20 protein-coding genes are annotated in these 25,272 nt (G+C 65.8%); 10 read left to right on the plus strand and 10 right to left on the minus strand.

The window, feature by feature from the left end; translation table 11 throughout:
- Positions 1 to 53: 53 nt before the first annotated feature.
- Together NJQ44_RS00750 and NJQ44_RS00755 are read right to left on the minus strand one after the other, a co-directional pair.
- Positions 54 to 629 (minus strand): DoxX family membrane protein, encoded by a 576-nt coding sequence (locus NJQ44_RS00750; protein WP_254272773.1) that lies wholly within the window; start codon positions 627 to 629, stop codon positions 54 to 56.
- Between the two features lie 167 nt (positions 630 to 796).
- The gene (locus NJQ44_RS00755) at positions 797 to 2,089 is read right to left on the minus strand and encodes an O-acetylhomoserine aminocarboxypropyltransferase/cysteine synthase family protein (protein WP_254272774.1); all 1,293 of its coding nucleotides are present in this window, start codon (positions 2,087 to 2,089) and stop codon (positions 797 to 799) included.
- A 163-nt stretch (positions 2,090 to 2,252) separates the two neighbouring features.
- Here NJQ44_RS00755 and NJQ44_RS00760 point away from each other — a divergent pair, with 163 nt between their 5' ends.
- On the plus strand, positions 2,253 to 4,028 hold the full coding sequence (locus NJQ44_RS00760; protein WP_254272775.1) for a PAS domain-containing sensor histidine kinase: 1,776 nt from the start codon (positions 2,253 to 2,255) through the stop codon (positions 4,026 to 4,028).
- A gap of 169 nt (positions 4,029 to 4,197) precedes the next feature.
- On the opposite strand, the gene NJQ44_RS00765 is transcribed toward NJQ44_RS00760, so the two are convergent.
- Positions 4,198 to 5,766, minus strand: a complete 1,569-nt coding sequence (locus NJQ44_RS00765; protein ID WP_254272776.1) for a DNA-directed DNA polymerase II small subunit — start codon at positions 5,764 to 5,766, stop codon at positions 4,198 to 4,200.
- 132 nt (positions 5,767 to 5,898) lie between these two features.
- On the opposite strand from NJQ44_RS00765, the gene NJQ44_RS00770 reads away from it, so the two are divergent.
- On the plus strand, positions 5,899 to 6,528 hold the full coding sequence (locus tag NJQ44_RS00770) for a S26 family signal peptidase (protein ID WP_254272777.1): 630 nt from the start codon (positions 5,899 to 5,901) through the stop codon (positions 6,526 to 6,528).
- Between the two features lie 61 nt (positions 6,529 to 6,589).
- Entirely contained in the window at positions 6,590 to 7,288 is a 699-nt protein-coding gene (locus NJQ44_RS00775) for a S26 family signal peptidase (RefSeq protein WP_254272778.1), read from the plus strand.
- Here the strand turns inward: NJQ44_RS00775 and NJQ44_RS00780 are convergent, their stop codons facing one another.
- Complete coding sequence (locus NJQ44_RS00780) at positions 7,289 to 8,815, minus strand: Cdc6/Cdc18 family protein (protein WP_348533067.1); 1,527 nt, start codon at positions 8,813 to 8,815, stop codon at positions 7,289 to 7,291.
- Between the two features lie 992 nt (positions 8,816 to 9,807).
- Between NJQ44_RS00780 and NJQ44_RS00785 the strand changes: the two genes are divergently transcribed.
- Genes NJQ44_RS00785 through NJQ44_RS00800 form a run of 4 tightly spaced genes read left to right on the plus strand, consistent with a single transcriptional unit; the run spans position 9,808 to position 11,710 of the window.
- On the plus strand, positions 9,808 to 10,449 hold the full coding sequence (locus tag NJQ44_RS00785; RefSeq protein WP_254272779.1) for an Era-like GTP-binding protein: 642 nt from the start codon (positions 9,808 to 9,810) through the stop codon (positions 10,447 to 10,449).
- A gap of 5 nt (positions 10,450 to 10,454) precedes the next feature.
- A complete protein-coding gene (locus NJQ44_RS00790) occupies positions 10,455 to 10,838 on the plus strand; it encodes a DUF2073 domain-containing protein (RefSeq protein ID WP_254272780.1) in 384 nt (127 codons plus the stop codon).
- Positions 10,838 to 11,512, plus strand: coding sequence for a Zn-ribbon domain-containing protein (locus NJQ44_RS00795; protein ID WP_254272781.1), 675 nt, complete (start codon positions 10,838 to 10,840; stop codon positions 11,510 to 11,512). Before NJQ44_RS00790 ends, NJQ44_RS00795 begins: the two co-directional genes overlap by 1 nt.
- A gap of 54 nt (positions 11,513 to 11,566) precedes the next feature.
- The gene (locus NJQ44_RS00800) at positions 11,567 to 11,710 is read left to right on the plus strand and encodes a hypothetical protein (protein ID WP_254272782.1); all 144 of its coding nucleotides are present in this window, start codon (positions 11,567 to 11,569) and stop codon (positions 11,708 to 11,710) included.
- Between the two features lie 38 nt (positions 11,711 to 11,748).
- Here the strand turns inward: NJQ44_RS00800 and mdh are convergent, their stop codons facing one another.
- The gene (mdh, locus tag NJQ44_RS00805; RefSeq protein ID WP_254272783.1) at positions 11,749 to 12,663 is read right to left on the minus strand and encodes a malate dehydrogenase; all 915 of its coding nucleotides are present in this window, start codon (positions 12,661 to 12,663) and stop codon (positions 11,749 to 11,751) included.
- 118 nt (positions 12,664 to 12,781) lie between these two features.
- On the opposite strand from mdh, the gene NJQ44_RS00810 reads away from it, so the two are divergent.
- Entirely contained in the window at positions 12,782 to 13,627 is an 846-nt protein-coding gene (locus tag NJQ44_RS00810; protein WP_254272784.1) for an Sjogren's syndrome/scleroderma autoantigen 1 family protein, read from the plus strand.
- Between the two features lie 225 nt (positions 13,628 to 13,852).
- On the opposite strand, the gene NJQ44_RS00815 is transcribed toward NJQ44_RS00810, so the two are convergent.
- Genes NJQ44_RS00815 through NJQ44_RS00830 form a run of 4 tightly spaced genes read right to left on the minus strand, consistent with a single transcriptional unit; the run spans position 13,853 to position 19,546 of the window.
- Positions 13,853 to 16,309: a DEAD/DEAH box helicase gene (locus NJQ44_RS00815; RefSeq protein ID WP_254272785.1), complete on the minus strand. Its 2,457-nt coding sequence runs from the start codon at positions 16,307 to 16,309 to the stop codon at positions 13,853 to 13,855.
- Between the two features lie 60 nt (positions 16,310 to 16,369).
- Complete coding sequence (locus NJQ44_RS00820; RefSeq protein WP_254272786.1) at positions 16,370 to 16,966, minus strand: diacylglycerol/polyprenol kinase family protein; 597 nt, start codon at positions 16,964 to 16,966, stop codon at positions 16,370 to 16,372.
- 1 nt (position 16,967) lies between these two features.
- A complete protein-coding gene (glyS, locus tag NJQ44_RS00825; protein WP_254272787.1) occupies positions 16,968 to 18,704 on the minus strand; it encodes a glycine--tRNA ligase in 1,737 nt (578 codons plus the stop codon).
- A complete protein-coding gene (locus tag NJQ44_RS00830) occupies positions 18,701 to 19,546 on the minus strand; it encodes a CBS domain-containing protein (RefSeq protein ID WP_254272788.1) in 846 nt (281 codons plus the stop codon). The genes glyS and NJQ44_RS00830 overlap by 4 nt, the downstream gene beginning before the upstream one ends.
- 393 nt (positions 19,547 to 19,939) lie before the next feature.
- Here NJQ44_RS00830 and NJQ44_RS00835 point away from each other — a divergent pair, with 393 nt between their 5' ends.
- Positions 19,940 to 20,107: a DUF7556 family protein gene (locus NJQ44_RS00835; protein WP_254272789.1), complete on the plus strand. Its 168-nt coding sequence runs from the start codon at positions 19,940 to 19,942 to the stop codon at positions 20,105 to 20,107.
- Between the two features lie 102 nt (positions 20,108 to 20,209).
- On the opposite strand, the gene NJQ44_RS00840 is transcribed toward NJQ44_RS00835, so the two are convergent.
- The gene (locus NJQ44_RS00840) at positions 20,210 to 23,536 is read right to left on the minus strand and encodes a glucodextranase DOMON-like domain-containing protein (protein WP_254272790.1); all 3,327 of its coding nucleotides are present in this window, start codon (positions 23,534 to 23,536) and stop codon (positions 20,210 to 20,212) included.
- Between the two features lie 148 nt (positions 23,537 to 23,684).
- Between NJQ44_RS00840 and serA the strand changes: the two genes are divergently transcribed.
- Positions 23,685 to 25,271, plus strand: a complete 1,587-nt coding sequence (gene serA, locus NJQ44_RS00845; protein WP_254272791.1) for a phosphoglycerate dehydrogenase — start codon at positions 23,685 to 23,687, stop codon at positions 25,269 to 25,271.
- Position 25,272 lies beyond the last annotated feature (1 nt).

Genomic DNA, 25,272 nt, shown 5'->3' on the forward strand with positions numbered 1-25,272 from the left:
ATCGTGAGCGGAACCGCCGTCGCCGGACCGGCGAGCGGCGGCGGGCCCGTGTGTCACCCGAGGATGACGCGGAGCCACGCGTTGTTCTGCACGATGCCCAGTTTTTCGAGGTAGCTGTCGACGCCGAGGATGCGACCAGCGCCGATGGCCCCGAGGCCGAACAGGAGCGCCGCGTAGACGACGTGGTCGTCGACGACCCAGCCGTGGGCCAGCGGGAGACCGGCCATGAGACCGCCCTGCAGGCTCGCCGCCCAGAACATCATCATCATGAGGGCGCCCCAGAACGCGTTCCAGCGGACGAACGCGCCGAGGATGAGGCCGATGCCGGTCAGGGTGAGCCCCCACATCACGAGCACGTCGACGAGCGGATTCCCGGCCATCGCGGCGAACAACCCGGTGAAGGGGTTGCCCTCGGGGATGGCGTTGGCGAGGAAGCCCGCCGCCGTCCAGTTGTTCTCGGCGGTGGCGTCGAGGTACGTGACGAGTTTGGTGAGGCCGCCCTGCAACAGGACCCACCCCATCGTGACGCGAAGCGAAAGGATGGCGTAGCCGATCCAGTGCTCGGAGTACGCGAAGTCGGTCTCCCGGCCGAACAGTTCAACGTCGAGGTGTCGGGTGTCGGTGGACATGATTTGTTTCCTCTACAGGTAGTAGTCGGCGTGGAAAGGCCTTCAAGCGGAAGTACAGTTCTCAGGGAATGAGAACCGAATCCGGTCGAGTGGCCCGCTGTTCTCGCCGAACGGGAAACGGGTGGCGTACCCTGAGACGGGCCGGACCCCGGAAAATCGATGCGGCGTTACTCGGTCGCCTGCGCGATGGCTTGGTCGAGGTCGGCGATGATGTCGTCGACGGACTCGGTCCCGACGGAGAGGCGGACCATGTCGTCGGTGACGCCCGCGGCGGCTTTCTCCTCGTCGCTGAGTTGCTGGTGAGTCGTCGAGGACGGGTGGATGATGAGCGTCTTCGCGTCGCCGACGTTCGCCAGCAGCGAGGCGAGTTCGGTCGATTCGACGGTGGTGCGAGCGGCGTCGTAGCCGTCCGCGAGACCGAACGTAATCATGCCGCCGTACCCGCCGTCGAGGTACTTCGTCGCGTTCTCGTGGGTCTCGTGGTCCTCCAGACCGGGGTAGGTGACCCACGACACCTCGTCGTGGTCGTCTAGGTGTTCGGCGACGGCCATCGCGTTCTCGCAGTGGCGGTCCATCCGCGTCGGGAGGGTTTCCAAGCCCTGCATCGTCTGCCACGCGTCGAACGGCGACTGCTGACACCCCAAGTCGCGCAGGCCGCGGGCGATGGCGGCGTAGGTGAACGCGGCGTCCCCGAACCGGTCGCGGAAGTTCACGCCGTGGTAGGCGGGGTTGTCGCCCGCGATTTCGGGGTATTTGTCTGCGTACTCGTCCCACGGGAACGAGCCCCCGTCGACCAGAATCCCGCCGACGGTCGTGCCGTGGCCGTGAATCCACTTCGTCGTGGAGTTCCAGACGAGGTCCGCGCCGTGCTCGATGGGGTTACAGAGGTACGGCGTCGCGAACGTGTTGTCGACGAAGAAGGGAACGCCGTTGTCGTGGGCGATGTCTGCCAGTCGCTCGAAGTCCGGCGTCACCAGCGCGGGGTTGCCGATGGTCTCGCAGTGGACGTACGCGGTGTCCTCGTCGATGGCCTCCTCGTAGGCGTCGTAGTCCAGCGTGTCGACGAAGCGCGTCTCGACGCCGTTGCGCGGTGCGGTGTGGGTGTAGTAGGTGTAGGTCCCGCCGTACAGCGAGGAGGCGGTGACCACGTTGTCGCCCACGTCCGCCAGCAGGAAGGTGGCGAGGTTCAACGACGCCATCCCCGAGGCGGTGGCGACGGCCCCGACGCCGCCTTCCAGTGCGGCCAGTCGCTCCTGTAACTGGGCGACGGTGGGGTTCATCAACCGCGAGTAGATGTGACCCGGCTTTTCCAGCGCGAACTGGGCCGCCGCGTCGTCGGCGTCCTCGAAGACGTACGAGGTGGTCTGGTAAATCGGCGGGGCGCGCGCCCGCGCCTCCGCGTCCGGTTCTTCCTGTCCGACGTGTAGTGCGTCTGTCTCGAAACCGTGGTCGTCGCTCATACGGCCGCAAATCTACCGGGAAGGGCTTAAACCCCAACTCCGCCGGAGAACGCCGCCACTCCTCCGAGATACCGGCGAATATCACGGCTCTCCCGAGCGGTTTCGACCTCGGACTGCCCGGGACCCTCGAAGAATTATATTCCTCCACCGTGACACCTGTCGTATGAACGTGCCGTCCGGGACGACACTCCTCTTCGTGGCCCCGGAACCGGATACCCCTCTCGGCCGGTCCCTGCGGGCCAGCGACGAGGTTCGCCTCCGGACAGCGACCACCCGCGAGACGGTCCGCAGTCGTGACCCCGCCTCGCTCGACTGCGTCGTCGTCACCGACGACGTCCCCGACCCGTTCGCGGTCCTCGAACCGGTCTTCGAGGCGTCGACCCCCGTCGGGACGGTGCTTCTCGGCTACGATGGCGACCCGCGGGACGCCGCTCGCTGTCTCGAAGTGGGCGTCGACCGCTACGTCGTGGCCGACGAGAGCGAGGACGTTGCGGCCGCCGTTCGCGACGCCGTCGCCGAGGCCACCGTGGCGACGACTCGGAACCACCACGAGCGACTCGTCGAGTACGCCTCCGACATCATCGCCGTCTACGACCCCAGGGGTCGAATCTCCTACATCAACGACGCCGTCACGGACGTCTTGGGGTACGAACCCGAGGCGGTGACCGGAACAGACCCCATCACGCGGGTCCATCCCGACGACCGGGACGCCGTCCGCTCGTTCTTCGCGGCGCTCCGGGATGACGCCGAGGAGACCCGGCGACTGACCTATCGGCTTCGGGCCGCGGACGGCAGTTACCGGGTGCTCGAGTCCATCGGTCGGAACCGAATCGACGACCCGGAACTCGGCGGCATCGTCATCAACTCCCGCGACGTGACCGAGCGCGAGGCCCGCAAGTCCGAACTCGAACTCAGGGAGTCCATCATCGAAGTCGCACCCATCGGCCTCCACGTCTTAGACGCCGACGATACCTTCCTCTGGGCCAACGACGCCTTCGCGTCCGTCTTCGGACGCACCCCCGAGGACATCGTCGGGACGGCGTATCTGGACCTCGTCGAGGCGGGGTACATCCCCGACGACATCACCGACTGGTACAAAACCGCGCTCCGTCGACTGCTCTCTACCGACGACGACACCCAGACGCTTCGACGGGAGGCCGTACCGGTGGAACCGCCCGACGGAAACACCCGGTATTTCGACGTGTACCTCGCGCTGCTGCCGCTGGACGACGGCGAGTTCGCGGGGTCGGTCATCGCCTTCCGCGAAGTGACCGAACGGAACCGCTACGAACGCCGACTCGAAGAGCAAAACGAGCGCCTCGCCGAGTTCGCAAGCGTCGTCAGTCACGACCTGCGCAACCCCCTCAACGTCGCGTCGGGACGGCTCGCACTCGCCCGAGACGACGACAGCGCGACCGATTCCAATCTCGAAGCGGCGGAGACGGCCCTCGACAGAATGGAGCGCCTCGTCGAAGACATACTGTCGCTGGCCCGCGACGGCCGGGTCGTCGGGTCGCTGCACCCGGTCGAACTGTCCGGGGCCGCCCGCACCGCCTGGTCGACGAGCGCAACCGGTGACGCGACGCTGTCGGTCCGCGACGAACTCGGGGCGATTCGGGCCGACGAGACCCGCCTCCAGCAACTGTTGGAGAACCTGTTTCGGAACAGTGTCGAGCACGGTTCGACGAGCAATCGCCCGCGCGCGGATGCCACGGTGACGGTCACCGTCGGCCCCCTCGCCGACGGCTTCTACGTCGCCGACGACGGCCCGGGCATCCCGGTAGACGAACGGCCGCGCCTGTTCGACATGGAGGACGACGGTCGCTTCGGACTCAGTATCGTCGAGACAATCGCGACGGCCCACGGCTGGGACGTTGCCGTCACCGAGAGCGAGGACGGCGGCGCTCGCTTCGAGTTCACCGGCGTCGACGCCGTCTGAGGGAGATTCTGCGACCGAACGTCGACGAGACGGCGACGGGTTCGAGTGGAAACAGGGGGTGAAGTGGTGAGTAGTTGAGGTGTCGAAGAGACACGACCGAAAAACACGGACCGACCGCCAGCAGACCGCTCGCCAGTGGCGAGCGCGAACTCCCGGGTGAAAACGGTCGTCAGGCGAACTTCCGGACCGTCATGTCCAGCGTGTCCAAGTCCAGAATCGGGGCGAATCCCGAGTCGGGGTCGATGTTGACGGACTTCTGGAAGTCGGTCTGGGCCTGCCAACACCCGGAGTTGAGCGCGAGGACGTTGTGGTACTTCCCCCATCCGAGTTTGTGCACGTGGCCGGTGTGGAACACGTCGGGGACTTCCTCCATGACGAGGTAGTCGCGGTCCTCCGGGGCGAGTCGGGTGTGGCCGCCGTACTGCGGGGCGACGTGGCGTTTCTTCAGGAGCTGGTACATCGCCTTGTGCGGTTCCTCGTAGCTGGCTTCCTCGTCGGGGAGTTCCGCGATGACCTCGTCCAGCGAGACGCCGTGGTACATGAGGATGGTGACGCCCTCGACGGTCACCAGGGCCGGGTTCGAGTGGACCTGCGCGTCGTGGGCCGTCATGATGTCGCGCAACTCCTCGTCGAACCCCGGTTGCGGTTCCGCGAGGCGGACGGCGTCGTGGTTGCCCGGAATCATCCGTATCTCCATGTCGCCGGGCACCTCCTTCAGGAACTCCGAGAACGCCTCGTACTGCTCGTAGATGTCGATGATGTCGAGTTCCTTGTCCTGTTCGGGGTACACCCCGACGCCCTCGACCATGTCCCCGGCGATGAGGAGGTACTCGACGCGTTCGGCCTCGGGGGTGTGAAGCCAGTCGGCGAAGCGGTGCCAGGCGTCGGCCATGAACTCGTCGCTCCCGACGTGCACGTCCGAGATGAGCGCCGCCTGCACGTGGCGGTCGGCCGTCGACGGCGAGTGGGTGCGGGGCACGTCGGGGAAGTACAGCGAGTCGACGAACAGGATGCCCGCGTCGTCTGCCAGCGTCCCGTCGACGGCGATGACCTCGTCCAAGAGGAGTTGCTGGACCAAATCGGCGATTGGCCGGTCTTTCATCACGAGACACGGGAACGTGCCGTTCGTGTCTTCGAGTTCGACCAGCCAGTGCCCGCTGGCGGTCGAACGGATGTCCGACACCATGCCGATGAGCGCGGCCTCGCTGCCCCCAGCCATGTTCTCGATGGTGTCGGTCGGCCGGTGGTTCACCCGTCCGCGGAGTTTGCTCGCGAGTTTCTCGTAGCGGTCCCGAAACACCGTCACGAAGTCCTGGTACTCGCCGGTCCCCGTCGAATGGCCGGTCATGTCGTTGGCGACTTCGATGGCGCGTTTCGAGAGGTCGACGGAGCGAGACCCCGTCGTTTCGGGTGGAACGTCCCCACCCACGTCTGTCGATGGGGAGGCGTCTGTTCCACTCGAAGTAGAGGGGTCGGAAGCGACCGTCGACGCTGGGTCAGCGTCCCGCTCGCCGCGTGGGCGTCCCCTCGCGTCGGCACGCGATTTGGACCGTTCGAGGACAGACTCGACGTGGTCCGCGGTGAGCTTCAGCGCGTCCTCGGGGAGCGTTTCCAGTGCACGGTCGAGCGCGGTTTCGGGGTCCGGCGCGTCGGCCAGTTTGGTCACCGCCGCGCGCTCGGCGTTGTAACCGCGGCTGGCGAGTTCACCGACGATACGGGCCGGGGTCGAAAGCGGCACGTTCGGTACTCCGCGCGGGCGGGCAAAAATATAGCGGACCCAGCGGACCGGTGGACGGCGTGACGGGTCAGCCGACGGCCCGCCCCGACGGACACAACATTGATTGCCCGATGCTCACAAACCGCGGTTGAGATGGACCCCGACGAGCGAGACGGCGACCGCTCCCTCCCGGCGTCGGGACCCCAGCGGAGGCCGCCGCCCTGGGTGTACGTTCTCGATGTCGCGACGAGCGTCCTCGCCGTCGTGGTCGTCGGCCTCTTGCTGTTCGCGGTCAGCGGCGTCTGGCCGCCGCTGGTCGCCGTCGAAAGTCCGAGCATGACGCCGAACGTCGAAACCGGGGACCTCGTGTTCGTCATGGAAGCCGAACGCTTCCCGGGGCCCGACGCGCGCCACGGCGTGGTGACGGCGGAAGCGGGCGGGGGCCCGGGGTACGTGATGTTCGGTCGGGCGGGTGACGTTATCGTGTTCCGGCCGGACGGCGACCCCGGACGGACGCCCGTCATCCACCGGGCGATGCTGTACGTCGCGGCCGACGAGAACTGGTACGACCGCGCCGACCCCGACGCCGTCGGGGACGCCGGAAACTGTGCGGCCTTGCGGAACTGCCCGGCCCCCCACGCGGGATTCGTCACGAAGGGGGACTTCAACGGTCGGTACGACCAAGCGACGACGACGAGCACCGTCGTCCGCCCGTCGTGGGTCGTCGGGACCGCCGAGTATCGAGTGGGTGGTCTCGGTTGGCTGCGGCTTCGGACGCTCTGACCGCGCGCGCAAATCGAACAACGGAACGTTGATTTGGGCGCTTCCAGTATCGTTGATAGGAATGTCCGGTGAGGACCGTCCGTCGGCGAGCGACGAGCGCGACGACGACAGCCCCGACTTGCTCGTGTACGTCACCGACATCGTCGGGAGCGCCGGTGCCGTCTTGCTCGTCGGTCTCCTGTTGTTCACGGTCAGCGGCGTCTGGCCGCCGCTCGTCGCCATCGAAAGCCCGAGCATGGACCCCCACATCGAGAAGGGCGACCTCGTGTTCGTCATGGAAGAGCACCGATTCCCGGGGCCGGATGCGCAGTACGGTGTCGTTACGGCCGACGACGGCGACGGGTACGTCCGCTTCGAACAACCCGGCGACGTCATCGTCTACGCGCCCGACGGGAACACTCGGGCGACGCCCATCATTCACCGGGCGATGCTGTACGTCGAGGCCGACGAGGACTGGTACGACCGCGCCGACCCAGGCGCCATCGGGGGCGCGGACAACTGCGCCCAACTCACGAACTGTCCGGCCCCGCACGCCGGGTTCATCACGAAAGGCGACAGCAACGGCCGCTACGACCAAGTGGGCGTCAGCCCCATCAGCGACCCCGTCAAGCCGTCGTGGGTCGTCGGCACGGCGGAGTGGCGCGTGCCCTTCCTCGGAGAGATTCGACTCGGGTACAATCAGGCCGCGACGGCGAGCGTGACAGAGAACGGGACGCCGGTAACCAACGCTACCCAGAACGCGACCGCCGCGGCGCGCTAATCAGTTGTCGAAGCGCGCCTGCACGAACGGTTGCACGTCGTCGATGTCGCCGAGTCGAGAGTCAGAGAGCAACACCGCCTCCGTCTCGTCGGTCGGAACAGACAGCGAAATCTCCTTGGTCCGGCCGTACCGGCCCTTCGAGACGACGACGGCGTTGACGATACCGAGCATGTCCAACTCGGAGATGAGGTCCGTCACTCGGCGCTGGGTCAGGACGTCGGCGTCTATCTCCTCACAGAGGTTCTTGTAGATGTTGAACACCTCGCCGGTGTTGATGTTTCGCACGCCGTTTTTCTCTAAGAGGATGATGGCGAACAGGACGATTTTCGACTGGGTCGGGAGCGTCCGGACGACTTCGACGACCCGGTCGAGTTCTATCTTCTCTTGGGCCTGCCGGACGTGGTCCTCTTCGACTTGATCGGTCTGGTCGCGTTCGGCGAGTTCCCCCGCCGTCCGGAGGAGGTCGAGCGCCCGGCGGGCGTCCCCGTGTTCCTGCGCGGCGAAGGCCGCACACAGCGGGATGACGTCGTCCGAGAGCGCGTCGCCCTTGAACGCGACGTTGGCACGGGCCTGGAGGATGTCCCGCAACTGGTTGGCGTCGTACGGCGGGAAGACGATTTCCTCCTCGCCGAGACTGGACTTGACGCGGGGGTCCAGAAAGTCGGTGAACTTCAGGTCGTTGGAGATGCCCATGATGGAGACACGGGAGTTCTCCAGTTCGGAGTTCATCCGCGAGAGGTTGTACAGCGTGTCGTCGCCGGACTTCTCGACGAGTTTGTCGATTTCGTCGAGCATGATGACCACGACGCGTTCGTGGTAGTCGACGGCGTCGAAAAACGAGGAGTACACCCGGTCGGTCGGCCATCCGGTCATCGGGACTTCCTCGAACTCCTTCTTGTCCTCGGCGAGCGAGTCGATTTTCTCGTCGACGGCCGCGAGACTGTCGAACTGCGTGTCGGCCAGTTCGCTGGCGTCCTCGCGCACGCGAGACTCCAGCGCCTCCAGTTCGTCGATTCGGTCGTCGATGACCCCGACGTTCTTGTTGATGAACTTGTTCGCGAGTTGGGCGAGGACCCGATACTGGGTGTCCGTCACTTCGCAGTTGATGTACTCGACTTCACACGGGACCTCGTACTTCTGGGAGGTGGTTTCCAGTTCCTCGCTGACGAACTTCGCGCTCGCAGTCTTGCCCGTCCCAGTCTTCCCGTAGATGAGGATGTTCGACGGCGTATCGCCCCGGAGCGCCGTGACGAGGATGGTCGCCATGTTGTTTATCTGCTCCTCGCGGTGGGGGAGTTTGTGCGGCGTGTAGGAGGGGCGAAGCACCTCCTTGTTCTCGAATATCGGCTCGCCTTCGAGCAAGTCGTCGAACAGTCCGCGCGACGCCTCGTCGGAGTCGTCGCCACTCCCGGCGTCGAGGTTGTCGAGGACGACGTCGTCGAGGTCTGGCATCGTCGACTCGTGCTGTGTCGACCGGTCGGTCGACGCGTCGTCCGTCGAATTCGGGTCGTGGCTTGGGTCGGTCATAGTCGAGAGGTGAACCCCCCAATTTCAGGTGGAGAGGAAGGGACGCACCGAGAGAGAACCCCTGAAAACCCCGTTCGTGCCGCCGTGGGAGGGATTGCCGACTCTCTGGAGCGTCCAGTTGAACCACATGAACCCGTGGCTGATTAGATAATAAATATTACGATTAGATGTTCGCGGTGGAGTGGAAACCGACCCCGCGACTACGGATCGTCATTTCGAAATTACGGGACAGAAAGTCTGATTCCCGCAAATACTCGAGTGGAATTGGTTTCTGGTCGGGATTCCACGCGAACTCAGGGGCGGGTGTCAGAATCGAGGGAGTACGAGAGAAGGGTGTGTGAAGGGTGCTAGCGAGTGATACGACGGATTCTACCCGAAGGAATGGGAGAAGAACCCCTGCCACGACTGGACCCCCCCACCCCCTCGTTTCGGGTGGAACGACTGAAGAGGGTGGGAGGGGGGTCAGCAGTCTGGGATAGTCTGGTCTAGTCTAGGAAAGATTTAATACGTATTGTATAAAACCAAATCCGCACTAGAGAGAAGAAAAGTTCTAGTTCTAGATAAGTGTCCTAGACTAGCTGTAGAAGGCTCTACTACCCGGAAATCTCCAGTGTAGTTGCTGCGTCCCCTCCCAAATGGGCGTGTCTCCCCACGAAATCCAGCATCCGGGGGAGGCCGTTTGGCCGTTCCACCTGAAACGAAGGGGTGGGGGGCATACCCCATCTGTTTCCGGTCCGTCCCGCCGCGGCCTATCCGAGACAATCCCCGTTCTCCGATTAGTCGACTGACTGATGTCCTGCCAGCCTCTGTCTGGTTCCCGTACGTCCCGCCAGGGCTTCGAGTCGAACTAACACTTCCGACTCTGGACCGGGAACGCTTCGTCTCGAAATGACGAAAAAATAACTATTGTCTGACGTATCCTTAAGTGAATTCGCCTATCTTCTACGGGCAGAAGCCGCCAGACCGCCGAGTCCGGGCGGCAGGAGGATAGGATGGGAATCTTAACAAACCTCAAAGATAGCATTTCGCGGGCAGCATCGACGCTGTTCTCCGAGGAAGACCCCAAGCGAATCGGCATCTACGGGCCGCCGAACGCGGGGAAGACGACGCTGGCCAATCGCATTGCACGCGACTGGACCGGCGACGCCGTCGGTCCGGAGAGCCACGTCCCACACGAGACGCGACGCGCGCGTCGCAAGGAGGACGTCGAGATAGAGCGAGACGGGAAGAAGGTGACCATCGACATCGTCGACACGCCGGGCGTGACGACGAAAGTCGACTACACCGAGTTCTTAGAGCACGACATGGAGAAAGACGACGCGGTCCGTCGCTCGCGGGAAGCCACGGAAGGGGTCGCGGAAGCGATGCACTGGCTTCGCGAGGACGTCGACGGCGTCATCTACGTGCTCGACTCGGCGACGGACCCCTTTACGCAGGTGAACACGATGCTCATCGGCATCATCGAGAGTCAGGACCTCCCGGTGCTGATTCTCGCCAACAAGATCGACTTAGAGGAGTCGTCGGTCCAGCGGATTCGTAACGCGTACCCACAACACGAGACCATCCCGCTCTCCGCGCTGGAGGGCGACAACATGGACGAGGTCTACGACAAAATCGCGGAGTACTTCGGGTGACCAAGATGGCAGAAGTGAAAGACCCCGACGACGGCGTGCAGATAGACCTCATCAGCGGCGAGCGGATGGACGGCCTCGCCTCGATGGAGAAGATACGCATCATCCTCGACGGGGTGCGCGACGGCAACATCGTCATCCTCGAAGAGGGCCTCTCGCCAGACGAGGAGTCCCGACTCATCGAGGTGACGATGACCGAAATCAGCCCCGACGAGTTCAACGGCATCGAGATTGAGACCTACCCCAAGTCCGAGGCCGCCGACGCGAGCATCCTCGACCGAATCATGGGGAAGGAGTCGACGAAGAAGCTCACGGTCATCGGCCCGGCCAACCAAATCGAGACGCTTCACAAGGACGAAACCCTCATCAGCGCGCTCGTTTCCCGGAAATAATGCCCCACCAGTGTACGAACTGTGGCCGCGCGTTCGACGACGGGTCCAAGGAGATGCTCTCGGGATGCCCGGACTGTGGCGGCAACAAGTTCCAGTTCCGACCCGACGGCGTCGACGCGTCGACCCCGCCTGAGTCCGACGCGGAACCGCCAGAACCGCCCGAACCGCCGGGCGGCGAGGGCGGCGTCGCGCGCACCGTCGGCAAGACGGCGGCGACGGTACGGGACATCGTCGGGGGCGGCCGCGACAACCCCGGCATCGGCGCTGAGGGGAACGGTTCCACTCGAAACGAACGCGACCCCGGCCCTGCCGGTACCGTCGACGCGCGCGCGGCCGACACCGAAGACGCGGCCCAAGCCAGCGCCCGTGCGGACGTGGTCACGCCTGACGAACTCCCGGACCCACAGGAGCAGGCCGACGCCGACGGCGAGCACCGCTTCGAGTCCGTCGGAGGCAAAGCGGACGCAATCGAGTCCGACACCGAGACGACCGACCGGCCGGACCTGAGCGAACTCCGCGAGGAACTCAACGACCAGTTCGAGTCCATCAAGGTGCTCGAACCGGGGCAGTACGAACTAAACCTGATGGAACTGTACGACCGCGAGGAGTACATCGTCGCACTCCAAGAAGACGGCCGCTACTCCATTCAGGTCCCCGAGACGATTCGCGAGTAGTCGCCCGCTATTTTTCGGGTCGGCCCGGCACAATCGTTATATAACGCGGTGTAGATGATTCGCACACGTATGGGCCACCGAGAACACACGTCGTCGAACTCACACCTCGAGGAGTGGGCCTCACTGCTCGGTGCCGACATCGCCGAGGAGTCCCGCGCCGAGTGCGACGTGTTCGACGAACGTTCCGAGCGCGCCTGACCGCGAGAAAAGACCGCAATCGAGAGAACCGCGAGCCGTTATTCGATTTTGGCGTACTGGTCGGAGAGTTTCTCCGCCGCGTCGGCCATCAAGTCCTGCTCGTAGTCGTCCAGGTCCCACTCGATGATCTCCTCGATGCCGTCGGAACCGAGGCGGACCGGGACGCCGAAGGCGGTGTCCTCGTGGCCGAACTCGCCCTCGAGTTTGACGGAGGCCGGGAGGACTTCGCCCGTGTCGCGGACGATGGCTTCGACCATGTGAGCGACGCCGCGGGCCGGACCCCACTCGGTCGCGCCCTTGCGCTCGATGACGTCCATCGCCGACTCCTGCAGGTCGCCGAGAATCTCTTCGCGCTCGTCGGCGTCGAACTCGGGGTCGGTGCCGTCGACGCGGACCTTCGAGAAGGCGGGGACCTGCGCGTCGCCGTGTTCGCCGAGGATGGTCGCTTCGACGTTCTGAACGGGCGAGTCGAAGCGCTCTGCGAGGACGTAGCGGAAGCGCGCGGAGTCGAGGCGGCCGCCGAAGCCGATGACCTGTTCGCGCGAGCGGTCGCCCGCCTCGTAGAGGTGGCGGTTGAGCAGGTCGACGGGGTTCGAGGTGGTCAGCGAGATGTAGTCGTCGTTGTGCTCGTCGAGCGAGGACTGGATGTCCTCCATGATGGGCGCGTTGTCGCCCGCGAGGTCGATACGCGTCTGGCCCGGTTGGCGCGGAATACCGGCCGTGATGACGACCACGTCGGAGCCAGCGGTGTCCTCGTAGCCGCCCTGTCGGACCGTCGTGTTGGAGTCGTAGGCGATACCGTGGTTGGTGTCGGCGGCCTGGCCGATGGTGTCTTCTTCCTTATCGGGGATGTCGACGAAGACGACTTCGTCGGCGATGTCGCGAAGCGCGATGTTGTACCCAGCAGCGGCGCCGACCGTTCCGGCCGCACCGACTACGCTTACCTTTGTCATACCATTCGAAACGCCACCCGCGCCAACGTTAAACGTGTCGAAAGCCCCCTTCTCGTGGACGTGAGTCGACGTTCGTGCAGCCGAAAGTTGTTTTCAGTTCCGTGGCGTCGATACGGATATGAGCGATTTCGATAAGGAAGCCGAACGCGAGAAGCTACGGAAGAAGTTCGAGAAAGAGGAACAGCGCCGCGAGACCACAGAGCAGATGAGCGAACTCCTGTTGAAGGGCGCGACCATGACCAACGCGCACTGCTCGGACTGTGGCGACCCCATCTTCCGCTACGACGGCCAGGAGTTCTGCCCCACCTGTCAGAAGCCGATTTCTCGCGACCAGTCCGAGGAAGACGACGCAGACGACGCCGAGTCGGGTGCCGAGAGCGACGGGGCGGAAGCGGGCGATGGCGAGTCCGGCGAGCACATCGAGATGGCGAATCCGAGTAACGACGCGCGCATCCAGTTCGGCGGTGACGAGGTGGACGACGGTGAGGCCGTCGACGCCAACGCGGGCGACGAGGCCGCTGAACCTGCCGCTGACACTGCCGCGGACGCCGAACCCGCCGCCGGAAACGACCCGGCGGCGGCCGACGCCGCCCGACAGCCACGACAGGAAGTCCCGTCGGCGGACCCCGACCGGACTCCAGACGAAAGGCAGGGCGCGGCGCGCGGTGGGGCGGCGGCACCGGCTCGAACACCCGCCGACGGTGACGCGCGGCGTCGTGAAGAGACGGCGGGACACGATGCGGACCAGCAGTCGCCGGATTCCGACCCCCGCGTTTCACCTCGAACCGCCGCCGGGTCGAACGAGAACGTGCGGACGGACCGTCGGGAAGCGGAGTCGTTGCTGGCGGCGACGGCACGGCGATTCGCGGAACGGGCGGCGGCGGCCGAAGACCCGCGTGAGGCGCGCGAACACCTCGCCGCCGCACGCGAAGCGGCAGAAGCGCTGGACGCCGTCTCCTTCTGAATCAGGTATCGGCCCGGACTTCGTCGGCGACGTCGCGGTCGGCGGCGATGTCACTCGCCGAAAGCGTCTCACACCCCGTGCTCACGTTGTGTCGTTCGAACTCGAAATACCGGTCGCTCTCGGTCGACGAGTTCTCACCCGTGGTTCCCCCAGACCGCCACTGAGCAACACAGCTGTTTCAACGTCCTATTCGTGTACTAAAGCCCGGACGAAGGTGGCTGACGCCTACGGTTCGTAGTCGCCGCCGACCACGTCGCGGATGCGCTCGGCGGTCACGTCGCCGATGCCCTCCACCTCCAGTAGGTCCTCGTGGTTGGCGGTCATCACTGCCTCGACGGTCCCGAAGTGGTCGAGCAGACTCCGAGCGGTCACGGGGCCGACCTCCGCCACCGAGGAGACGACGTACTCCTGCTGTTCGGCCAGCGTCTTCGACTGCTTCTCGCCGTGGACGCTCACCTCGCGGTCGCCCGCGTCCTGTTCGCGCTGGGCGACCATTTCGAGGAGGTCGGCCGTCTCCCCCTCGTCGGCCGTTCGCAATACGCTCGCGCCGAAGTCGACGGCCAGCGAGGCCAGCGCGCCGTTGATGGCCTTGTGGTGGACGTTCCGCGCGCCGTAGAGGTCCTCGCCCTCGATGACGACGACGGGCCGCGCGTAGTGGCGGGTGGCGTCGCCCACCTGCTCGAACATCGAGCGGTCGCCGCCGGTCAGCGTGTCCAGGAAGTCCGCGACGGTCTTGCGCTCGACGACCACGCGGTCCGAGAGGACGTAGTCGCCGACGGCCAGCGTCTCCAGTCGCGTCTCGACGCCCTCGCGCGTCGAGAGGTCCCGGGCGATGGTCGAGTCGAGTTCGCGCTGGTCGGCGACGATTTCGATGCCGTCGTCGTCGGCGCGGGCCGTCGCGACGGTGCCGTCCAGTTCGTCGACACTGTGCCCGTCTTCCTCGGCAGCCACGTCCGTCCCGGCGAAGGCGTCGAGTCCGGCCTGTCCGTCGGCCTCGGTTCCGCCGTCGCCGTTATCCCTGTCGACCCCAGTTTCCGCCGGAGCGGGGGACCCGTCGCCGCCTTCCTCGGGCGAATCCCCACCTCCGGCGTCCTCGTAGTCGCCCAAGCCGGTCTGATTCAACTGGGCTTCGAGGTCCCCGGCGACGCTCTTTAAGTTCTGTAGCTCCTGTTTCATCCGCTTCTGGTCGTTGCGGGCCTTCCAGAAGTACGCCTCGTCGCGGGTGTCCTCGGCCAAGAGGACGACGACGCGGCCCTCGGCCTGTCGGCCGGTCCGGCCCTTGCGCTGGATGGCGCGAATCGCCGTCGGCACGGGTTCGTAGAAGAGGACCAGGTCGACCTCCGGTACGTCCAGTCCCTCCTCGGCGACGGAGGTGGAGACGAGCACCTCGAACTCCCCGGCGCGGAAGCGGTCTAAGGTGTCCTGTTGTTCGGTCTGCGTCATCCCCTCGCTGCCGTCGGTGTCGCTCTGCCCGACGAACTTCCGGGTCGAGAAGTGGTTCGAGAGAAAGTCGACCAGCGTCTCGGCAGTGTCTCGCGACTCGGTGAAGACGATGACTCGCTCGCCGTTCTCGATGCCGAGCGTCTCGGCGAGCAGCATTCGGGTCCGGCGGAACTTCGGGTGCAGGTCGTCGTATTCGCGGGCGGTCCGTATCGCCTGCCGAATCTTCGGTTCGCTGACGAGGCGCTGGTCGGCCTTCGACGCGCCCGAGGAGCGGGCGGCCTCCTTCAGGCGCTCGAAGTACCGTCGGACGGATTCGACGCTCTGGGTCTCGACGTAGGTGACGGCGGTCCGGAGCTTTCGAATCTCGGCGAGGAAACTCATCCCCTTGTACCCCTCGCTCTGGTCGTTGTTCATCAACTTCCGAAGTTCGGCCTGCATCCCCTGAATCTCCCGCTCGGAGAGGTCCGGCGACGTCTTGTTCGTGACGCCGAGTTCCTTCAGTTTCCCGAGGCGGTCCGAGACGACTTCGTTGATGGCGTCGCGTATCTCGACGACTTCCTCGGGGAGGTCGATGCGCTTCCAGTCGACGCTGGTGTCGTGGGTGTACTCGGCCACGTCGGCGTCGTCTTCGGTCATCACCGCCACATCGCCCAGTCCGAGGTTCTCACAGACTTCGAGGATGGCCTCCTCGTCGTCGCCGGGCGAGGCGCTCATCCCGGTTACGAGGGGGTTGTCGGCGTCGGCGTGGTAGCGGTCGGCGATGTAGTTGTAAGCGTAGTCGCCGGTCGCGCGGTGACACTCGTCGAAGGTGCAGTGAGTCACCGCCGAGAGGTCGATGCGGTTACCCACGAGGTCGTTCTCGACGACTTGGGGCGTCGCCATGACGATGCGGGCGTCGCTCCAGAGGTCGGCCCGGTCGTCGGGGCGCACCTCGCCGGTGAACACCACTATCTCGTCGTCGGGGACGGTCAGGGCCTCCCGGTAGAACTCGGCGTGTTGCTGGACGAGCGGTTTCGTCGGCGCGAGCATGAGGGACTTCCCGCCCGCGTCGTGGAGGCGGCGGGCGGTCACCAGCAGCGAGACGGTGGTCTTCCCGAGACCGGTGGGGAGACAGACGAGCGTGTGGCCCCCCTCGGCGATGTCGGCGAGTTCGACCTGATACCGACGGTTCTCCAAGAAACCGTCGACCAACAGGGGGTGGGCGAGCGGGTCGCCGCCCTCGGCGTCGGTGGTCGCCATTGGCGTGGCGTAGTGCCCCTCGGCGGTTAAGGGTTCAGGTAGCGCGGTGAAAGTAAAGCGTTAGACGAGGAGCGTCGGCAGGAGGAGGCCCATCCACATCGCGGCGGCGGCGAGGACCGGAATCGAGAAGTTGTCGTCGACGACGTAGCCCGCGAGCCTCGGCTTGACACCGTCGGCGAACGTCGCGCCGATACCGCCGAGCACCGCCGCCAGCGGGGGGACGAACGGGGCCGCGAGCAGGGTGCAGACGCCGAACATCACCAGCAACACCCACGCCTGCTTGACGTTGCTCGCGTCCGCGGACCCGAGCAAGCCGCTGATGGGGTCGCCGATAGCCAGCATCAGCATGGCGGGGACGGCGATAGCGGTGGTTACCCCGTCGAGGCCGACGGCCCCGGCCACGAGCGCCATCCCGACGATATAGAGGGCGTAGCCCGCGGGGTTGTCCTGTTCGTACTCGCGGGTGAGTCTCTCGTAGATGGCCCAGTCCAGGCCCACCGACAGGCGGATGTACTCCAGTACGACGACGATGAAGAGACAGACCGCCAGAAACGCCTGCACGACACGCCAACTCACGATGTCGGGGGCGAGCAAGTGCGCGAGGGGAACCGTCGCGCCGGAGACGTGTACGAGCCGTCGCGCCACCTCGTCGGCCATCTTACAGGTCGTCGAAGGTTCGGTCGCCGTCGGTGAGCGCGTCGACCGTCTCTGCGAGTCCGTCGATGGAGACGCGCTTCTGTTCGGTGGAGTCCCGTTCGCGGAGCGTGACGGTGTCTTCCTCCAGCGACTCGTAGTCGACCGTGACGCAGTACGGCGTGCCGATTTCGTCCTGTCGACGGTAGCGTCGGCCGATAGCGCCCGAGTCGTCGTAGGTGACGGCGTGACCCGCAGAGCGCAGGGCCTCGGCGATTTCGCGGGCGTAGTCGTCCATCCCGTCCTTGTCCATCAGCGGGAAGACGCCGACGGTGGTCGGGGCCTGTTCGGCCGGGAGGTCCAGATACGTGCGCGCCTCGCCGTCGACTTCGTCCTCGGTGTAGGCGTGGGCCAGCACCGTGTAGATGAGGCGGCCGACGCCGAAGGAGGGTTCGACGACGTGCGGACGGACGTGTTCGCCGTTCTCGGTGACCTCCTCGACACTGAAGTTCGTCTGCTCTACGGGGACGGTCACCTCGTCGCCGTCGATTTTGACGGTCACGTCTTCACTCTCGAACGCGCTGGGGTCTCGTTCGGCCAGTGCTTCGAGTGCATCGGCCACCGCCTGCGCGTCGCCGCCGAACTCGGGACCGAGGTAGCTCATCTCCGGGTCGACGGTCGGTCGCTCGACCGTCACGGGTTCGTCGTACTGCTTGAAGACGGTGAAGTCCTCGCCGGAGTGTTCGGCGTGTTTCTGCAGGTCGTAGTCGCCCCGGTAGGCGAATCCGGTAATCTCTATCCAGTCGCCGTCGATTTCGGCCTCGGCGTCCCAGCAATCGGAGGCGTAGTGGGCGAGTTCGCCGGGGAGGTGCTGACGGAAGCGGAACCGGTCCATGTCGATACCGATTCGCTCGTACCAGCCCTTGGCGATGCCGAGGTAGTAGGCGACCCAGTCGCTCGTGATGACTTCCTCGGCGACGGCGTCGCCGACGGTCATCTCCCTGACGCCGCCGTCGTCGGCCTGCTGACTCTCGCCCGAATAGAGGGGCAGAGTCACGTCTTCGACTTCCGAGAGCGGCGGTTCGTCTTCCTCGGGGTCGACGAAGTGTTCCAGTTCGGCCTGTGTGAACTCGCGCACGCGCACGAGGGACTTCCGCGGGGAAATCTCGTTGCGGTAGGCCTTCCCGATTTGGGCGACGCCGAACGGGAGTTGGTTGCGGGCGTACTCGGAGAGTTGCGGGAACTCCACGAAGATGCCCTGTGCCGTCTCCGGGCGGAGATAGCCCGGCGACGAACTGCCCGGGCCGATGTTCGTCTCGAACATCAGGTTGAAGTTGTCGACGGGTTCGCCCGCGAGCGACGCGCCACAGGAGGGGCATTCGATGTCGTACTCGGCGATGAGGTCCATGACCTCCTCGTTGGGCAGGGACTCGGCCTCCTCGATGTCGGTGTTGTCCTCGACGACGTGGTCGGCCCGGTGGGTCGCGCCGCATTCGCCGCACTCGATAATCATGTCGTCGAAGCCGTCGAGGTGGCCCGACGCCTCGAAGACGGGTTCGGGCATCACGTCTGGGGCCGAAATCTCCTGGTGGCCCTCGCGGAGGACGAACCGGTCGCGCCACGCGTCCTCGACGTTCGACTTCAGCGCCGCGCCCTGCGGGCCGTAGGTCCAGAACCCGGCCGCGCCGCCGTAGGCACCGGCGGCGGGGAAGTAAAAGCCGCGTCGCTTGGCGAGTTCGGTGAGTCGCTCGCCCTCGCTCATAGGCCCTCGAGTAAGTCCACGTCACGGACGATGCCGACGAGTTCGTCGCCCGCGACCAGCGGAATCTGCTCGATGTCGTGTTCGAGCATCAACTGGGCGATTTCCTCGGCCGTGCGGCGCTTGTTCACCGTCACGAGGTCCGGCGTCATGAACTCGCGGACGGGTTCGACCGGAATCTCGACGTTTCGGGTGGGCATGTAGCGGCCGCCGACGGCCTTGATGCCCTCCCAGGCCCACTCGTCGTCCTCGTTGGCGATGGAGTTGCCCGTGTCGTCCTCGCCCTCGACGACGCGGGCGACTTCGATGATGTCGACTTCGGTGAGCATCCCGGTCATCTCGCCGTCGTCGTCCAAGACGACGCCGTAGGGGACTTCGGCGTAGGAGAGTTCGCGTTCGGCGACGGTCAGCGGCGTCTCGACGTAGATGCAGTTGACTTCGCTACTCGCGAGGTCGTTGGCCAGGGCGTCGCCGTCGACGGCCCCGTTAGCGATGGCGCGGACAACGTCGGTGACGGTGATGATACCTTCGAGGTCGCCGTCGACGACGGGGATGCGGCGGTCACCCTCTGAGAGCATGAGGGTGGCCACGTCCTCGATGGTGGCGTCGGCGGTTATGGTCGGAACTTCTTCGACCAGCAAGGCGAGTTGGTCCTCGTCAGGTTGGTCGATGAGGGACTCCCGGGAGATGATCCCCCGGAACTCCTCGCCGTCGTCGGTCTCTTTGATGACGGGGACGGACGAGAACGCCCGCTCTTGGAGATACTCCAGCACGTCGTCACGGGTGCCCGGAATCTGGACCGTGACAACGTCCGAGCGCGGCGTCATGGCGTCTGCGACGTTCATACTGCCAACAGTTCCGCCCCGCACATACTAAGTCCTTAACATCCGGGGGCCGACGCCGCTCTCGACGGCGGCTTTGGGCGGGTCGTCGACCCAGACGCGGCGGCGAGCGTCGCGTCACCAGTCAACGGTCCGCGTTACACCCACTGCCTACAAAAGTTCCGTGAATCGAAATTTTCACATTGAGTATGATATCTGCGGTGAAAGAAGTTCGTACGATGAGAATGAGAAGCTTACCGCTATCGAAACCGAGCGACAGCGTTGCAACCGAATCGACCCTTCCGAATCCATATTCTGATAATCGGGGCCGTTTCGTCAGACAGATGGCTGACAGCGAACGGCGCGTAAGCCGAGGATTCCGCTACGTTTATATGTGGGTGTTACATATTATCATGCATGGAGCCGGATACGGTTGCACCAACGGAGGTTGCTGAGAACGTTGAAGTCATGGCCTCGATAGAGGAGGGGCAGACGGACACGTTCATCATCGCAGATGTTTCGCAGGACGACGCGTATATGACACTCCCGTTGGTAGAGGCCGCCTCGCTTCCCGAGTGGCGGTAACCGGCTCAGTGCGTTTCGACCCACAATCGACCCATTTTCGAGAGTCGCGTCGCGTAGCGTCCGCCCGCTTCGTCGCGGCGACGGCCGCGGCGCTCCCCTGAGCTATTCTCCGCGCTCGCCACCGCGCGCAACGGACAGGAGCGGAACCGCCGGGCGCTCGCTCTCGGCGGCCAACACCTCGGACTGTGTCACGCCCGCTGGGGTCAGCAGGTCGACGACGTTCGACTGGAACTCGCTGGTGCGCCCGCCGAAGTCGGTGACGCTCCGCTCGGCCTCGATTACGGCCACGCCGCCGGGACCGGTCAGGGAGTTCCCCACGACCAGCGGAACGAGTTCCATCGTCGCTACGTCACCGAGAGCGTCTGCCGGGACGGACACCCACAGGCCGTCGAGGCCGTCGCGAGTCTCGACGGTCACGTCCTCGGTGAGAACGGTACCGTCGGTCGCTTCGAGCGCAGTGGTCGTCCCGCTGGCGACGACTCGATAGTGGTACGTCGGGGCGATATCGGCCCCGATACCCTCTCGGGCGGCGGTTCCGCCCCCGCTGGCGTCGGGGTCCCGGAGGTACACTTGCACGTGTTGTTTCCGTGACCCCCGCCGGTTCGTCTCGACGGGGCCGCGGAACCCGAACTGGAAGTGGTACCGCTCTTCTCCCGCGAAAACGCCGAACCGCGTGAGGTCCAGCGCCCCGTCGGGCCATCGCGAGGAGTCGGGATAGGTGTAGCTTCCGGGGCCGTGGTCGTCGCCGGTCGGGTCCGTCCACGTCGCCACGGGGGCCGCATCCAGACGCAGGTTCCGGACCCCGGTCGACAGCGAGACCAACGGGAGTGTCGCGCCGGACCCGGACCGCACCGCAGATTCGTCGGTGAGTGGGCCGACGACTACATCCGCGACGTTCGACCCGCCGACCTGCGCAACCTCGCCCGGTGCGTCAGTATCGTACCCGGCCACCAAGGCCGTGAATCGGAGTTCTCGCGATTCGGCGGGCAGATACTCGCTCGGCACGGTCAGGCGTATCTCGTCGCCGACGATTCGGGTGTCGAGGTCGGTCGGTCGTGTGCCGTCTGCCCGTTCGAGGACGGCATCCTCCGGGGTCCGAATCGCCCGGTACTGAGCGGATTCGGTCAGCGAGGCGTCGATGCCGTCGCGGGTGTCCGTCGTGCCGCCATCCGCGTCGGGGTCGCGCAAATATAGCTGAAGGTGCTGGTGCGCGCCGCCGTCCGGGAGGTCGGCGAACGACCAGACGAACTGGTGGGCGTCGTCGGTCTCGTACACGTCGAGGCCCCGCAGGTCGAGGGCCGCCGCCGGAACGCCGTCGGGGGCGGCGGCGTCTCCGCTCGGGTCGTCGTACGTCGCCACCCGTTCCCCGCGACCCGCCAAGCCGTCGGCCCGGAGCACGACCACCGAGTCGACGGTGACGCCGCCCGTCGTCCCCACACTGTCTCCGGACACCCGGTCCGTTCGCTCGACGGCGGGGTGCTGAGCCACCTCGACGGCGTCTTCGGCGAAGTTCAGGAGGACGTGGACGCGCTCCCCCTCCATTTCGCGTGCGTAGCCCGTCACGCGGTCGTTTCCGGGCGCGACCGAGAGCGGAATCACGTCGGCGTCCGACTGGAGCGCTCGCTCGTCGTGACGCACCGCGGCGAGGTTCCGGTAGAACGCGCGCAAGTCCTCGTCGGCCCGCTCCCAGTTCATCCGCTCGCGCATCCCGGTCAGCCCCGTCTCCTGTCCGTAGTACACCATCGGCGCGCCGGGGAGGGTGAAGGTCGCCGCCCCGGCGGCCATCTGGGCGGCCCGACTCGCGTCGGCGAGGTAGCGGTCGGTGTCGTGGTTCTCGACGTAGTTCAGGAGGCTCACGTGGTCGGGGTAGCCCGCGTCGCGCCGCCACTCGCACACGTCGCGGAGGGCGTCCGCCGACTCCTCCCCCGAACCGATTGCACCCAGCGTCTCGAAGAGGCCCTCGGCGTAGTGGAGGCCGAATTCGTTCTCGGCGAAGTCGGCGTAGTCGTCCTGCCACGGGACGGCCTCGGCCAGCAAGAGGAAGTCGGGATGCTCGGCTTTGATTCGCTGACGGAACTCCTTCCAGAAACTGTGGGGCAGGCCCCACGCCACGTCACAGCGGAAGCCGTCCACCACGTCGGCCCACTCCTCCGCGATGGCGAGGACCCACGACCGAACGGCGGGGTTGTCGAAGTCCAGAATGGGGATGCCCCGCCATCCGAAGTAGTACTGGGCGTCGCCGCCCTCCCAGCGGTACCAGTCCCGAAACGGGGCGTCCTCGCCGCCGGTCGCGGACTGGAAGTAGGGGTGTTCGCGGGCGGTGTGGTTCACCACGAGGTCGAAGATGACCTTGATGCCTCGCTCGTGGCAGGCGTCGACGAACGACTCGAACTGTGCCCGACTGCCCAGCGCGTCGGCCGTCTCGAAGTAGTCGATAACGTCGTAGCCGTGCGGCCCGCCGGGTTGGGTCTCGTCGCGGTGGCTGTGAGCGTCCAGAATCGGCGTCAGCCACACTGCGTCGGCCCCCATCGAGTCGATGTAGTCGACCGTCGATTCGAGGAAGTCGAAGTCCACGTCCGCGCCGAACCGCCGGACGAATATCTCGTAGACGACGGCGTCCTCGGCCCACGCGGGCGGGCCGGTCGGGTGGGTGGTCGTCCCGTCAGGCGCGATTCGGAGGGTGTCGGCGACGCTCCGCCCGGTCGCTCCGACGGCCGCCGCGTGGACGCGAACCGGCCCCGACAGGTTCTCCACCGAGAGACGCGCTTCGTGGCCGTCGACGGCGAGCGTCCCGTCCATAGCCTCGCGGTCCCGGTCGTCCACCAGAAACTCGACCGTGAGGTCGTCGTCGGACTCGTCGTTGCTCGCGGGCGCGCGTGCATCCGCGGTCAGCACTATCGAATCGTCTGCTTGCTCGCTCGAAAGCGTCAGCGTCGGTCGGGGGTCGCCCGCGGTCTGCCGCGGGAACGCCCGGACAGTCGTCTCGTGCGTGCCGTCGGGGGCGTCCAGTGCCAGCGTGTACGTGCCCGCTACGTCCGGTTCGAACTCGACGGCCGCGCCGTCGCCGACCGCCGCCTCGCTCTCGTCGGGAGCGTCGGCGACCGACCACGCGTAGGTCCCTTCGCGGTCGGGGTTCCGCGGGGCGAGGTTGCTCTCGACGCCCGAAAACTCTGGGGCGCGGATGGACTCGCCGACGCTCGTGAATACGGGCGGCCCGGGGGCGTGTGCGCCGCGAACCTCGGCCTGCGGGGCGTCGGCCACGGTCGGTCCCGTCTCGGTCTGAGTCTCGGTCGTCGTGGCAGTCGCCGCCGATTGGTCCGTCCCGGTCGAGGCGGAGTCGCTCCCGCCGCCGGGACATCCGGCGAGTCCCGACAGCGCCGCAGCGAGCAGAAGGTGGCGTCTGGTGAGTGACGTGTCGCCGCCAGTCATACGGACGGGTCGGCACGCGACCTTTAATATTTTGTGAGAAGTTACACCAATTGTTTCAATCGAAATTCGGCGGCGAGCGGACTCCCCACGCGTGGCCGTACGCGGCAAGAAAACAAGCGTTATGCCGCCCCGGTAAGTTCGGTCCGGTATGAAGGTACTCGTCACGGACCCCATCGCCGACGCCGGCCTCGACCGGTTGCGCGAGGCAGGCCACGAAGTGGAGACAGCCTACGACGTCGAGGGCGACGCGCTCTTGGACGCCGTCGCCGACGCGAACGCGCTCATCGTCCGCTCGGGGACGGAAGTCACCGACGAGGTGCTGACCGCCGCCTCCGAACTCGTCATCGTCGGCCGGGCCGGTATCGGCGTCGACAACATCGACATCGACGCCGCCACCGAACACGGCGTCATCGTCGCCAACGCCCCGGAGGGCAACGTCCGCGCCGCCGCCGAACACAGCGTCGCGATGGCCTTCGCCACCGCCCGCTCCATCCCGCAGGCCCACGACCGCCTCAAAGAGGGCGAGTGGGCGAAGGGCGACTTCCTCGGCACCGAGGTCAACAAGAAGACGCTCGGTGTGGTCGGGTTCGGCCGCGTCGGCCAAGAGGTCGCCAAGCGTCTGGGTAGCCTCGGGATGGACATCGTCACGTTCGACCCCTACATCAGCGAGGAGCGCGCCAAGCAGTTCGGCGCGGAACTGGTCGACGAACTCGACGAGTGCCTGGAGAAAGCGGACTTCGTCACCATCCACACACCGCTGACCCCCGAGACGGAGAACATGATCGGCGAGGAGGAACTCGCCCAACTCGAAGGCGGCTACGTCGTCAACTGCGCCCGCGGCGGCATCATCGACGAACCCGCCCTCGCGGAGGCCGTCGAGGACGGCGTCCTCAAGGGCGCGGCGCTGGACGTCTTCGGCGAGGAACCGCTTCCGGACGACAGTCCGCTGCTGGGTGTCGAGGACATCATCGTCACGCCCCACCTCGGCGCGTCGACGGAGGCCGCACAGGAGAACGTCGCCACCTCCACCGCCGACCAGATTATCGCCGCGTTCAACAACGAACCGGTCGCCAACGCCCTGAACGCGCCGTCGCTGGACCGCGCGACCTTCGAGCAGGTCCGTCCGTACCTCGAACTGGCGAGTACCGCCGGTCGCATCGCCGTCCAACTGTTCGACGGCCACATGTCCACCGTCGAGGTTACCTACGCCGGTGACATCGCCGACGAGGACGTTGAGTACGTCACGGCAAGCGCCCTCGAAGGCGTCTTCGCCCCCTCGGACCTGCAGGTCAACGCCGTCAACGCCCCGCAAATCGCGAAAGAACGTGGCATCGACGTGACCGAGTCCAAGACCAGTTCCGCCGAGGACTACCAGAGCCTCATCACCGTCACCGTCTCCGACGGCGAGGACTCGGTGTCGGTTTGTGGGACCCAGTTCGGCGGCGAGGAGTCCCGCATCGTCCGCATCGACGACCACCGCATCGAGGCGGTCCCCCACGGCCATATGCTCGTCGTCCGCAACAAGGACAAACCCGGCACCATCGGCTTCATCGGCACCGTCCTCGGCGAGTCCGACATCAACATCGCGGGGATGTTCAACGGTCGGGAGACCATCGGCGGGGAGGCCCTCTCCGTGTACAACTTAGACGAGCAACCGACCGCGGAGGTGCTCGACCGCCTGAACGCCGACGACCGCATCATCGAGACCACCTACGTCGCTCTGGGCGACGAGTAGT

Origin of the sequence: Haloarcula marina, from assembly GCF_024218775.1 — an archaeon.
Lineage (GTDB): Archaea > Halobacteriota > Halobacteria > Halobacteriales > Haloarculaceae > Haloarcula > Haloarcula marina.

What these genes read in the sequence shown, in the direction of transcription:
- NJQ44_RS00795 (WP_254272781.1), top strand. Translation starts at nt 10,838, where the DNA reads ATGCCCCACCAGTGTACGAACTGTGGCCGCGCGTTCGACGACGGGTCC.
- NJQ44_RS00840 (WP_254272790.1), bottom strand. Translation starts at nt 23,536, where the DNA reads ATGACTGGCGGCGACACGTCACTCACCAGACGCCACCTTCTGCTCGCT.
- NJQ44_RS00780 (WP_348533067.1), bottom strand. Translation starts at nt 8,815, where the DNA reads ATGACCGACCCAAGCCACGACCCGAATTCGACGGACGACGCGTCGACC.
- NJQ44_RS00835 (WP_254272789.1), top strand. Translation starts at nt 19,940, where the DNA reads ATGGAGCCGGATACGGTTGCACCAACGGAGGTTGCTGAGAACGTTGAA.
- NJQ44_RS00755 (WP_254272774.1), bottom strand. Translation starts at nt 2,089, where the DNA reads ATGAGCGACGACCACGGTTTCGAGACAGACGCACTACACGTCGGACAG.
- NJQ44_RS00785 (WP_254272779.1), top strand. Translation starts at nt 9,808, where the DNA reads ATGGGAATCTTAACAAACCTCAAAGATAGCATTTCGCGGGCAGCATCG.
- serA (WP_254272791.1), top strand. Translation starts at nt 23,685, where the DNA reads ATGAAGGTACTCGTCACGGACCCCATCGCCGACGCCGGCCTCGACCGG.
- NJQ44_RS00830 (WP_254272788.1), bottom strand. Translation starts at nt 19,546, where the DNA reads ATGAACGTCGCAGACGCCATGACGCCGCGCTCGGACGTTGTCACGGTC.
- mdh (WP_254272783.1), bottom strand. Translation starts at nt 12,663, where the DNA reads ATGACAAAGGTAAGCGTAGTCGGTGCGGCCGGAACGGTCGGCGCCGCT.
- NJQ44_RS00775 (WP_254272778.1), top strand. Translation starts at nt 6,590, where the DNA reads ATGTCCGGTGAGGACCGTCCGTCGGCGAGCGACGAGCGCGACGACGAC.
- NJQ44_RS00790 (WP_254272780.1), top strand. Translation starts at nt 10,455, where the DNA reads ATGGCAGAAGTGAAAGACCCCGACGACGGCGTGCAGATAGACCTCATC.
- NJQ44_RS00815 (WP_254272785.1), bottom strand. Translation starts at nt 16,309, where the DNA reads ATGGCGACCACCGACGCCGAGGGCGGCGACCCGCTCGCCCACCCCCTG.
- NJQ44_RS00810 (WP_254272784.1), top strand. Translation starts at nt 12,782, where the DNA reads ATGAGCGATTTCGATAAGGAAGCCGAACGCGAGAAGCTACGGAAGAAG.
- NJQ44_RS00800 (WP_254272782.1), top strand. Translation starts at nt 11,567, where the DNA reads ATGATTCGCACACGTATGGGCCACCGAGAACACACGTCGTCGAACTCA.
- glyS (WP_254272787.1), bottom strand. Translation starts at nt 18,704, where the DNA reads ATGAGCGAGGGCGAGCGACTCACCGAACTCGCCAAGCGACGCGGCTTT.
- NJQ44_RS00820 (WP_254272786.1), bottom strand. Translation starts at nt 16,966, where the DNA reads ATGGCCGACGAGGTGGCGCGACGGCTCGTACACGTCTCCGGCGCGACG.
- NJQ44_RS00750 (WP_254272773.1), bottom strand. Translation starts at nt 629, where the DNA reads ATGTCCACCGACACCCGACACCTCGACGTTGAACTGTTCGGCCGGGAG.
- NJQ44_RS00760 (WP_254272775.1), top strand. Translation starts at nt 2,253, where the DNA reads ATGAACGTGCCGTCCGGGACGACACTCCTCTTCGTGGCCCCGGAACCG.
- NJQ44_RS00770 (WP_254272777.1), top strand. Translation starts at nt 5,899, where the DNA reads ATGGACCCCGACGAGCGAGACGGCGACCGCTCCCTCCCGGCGTCGGGA.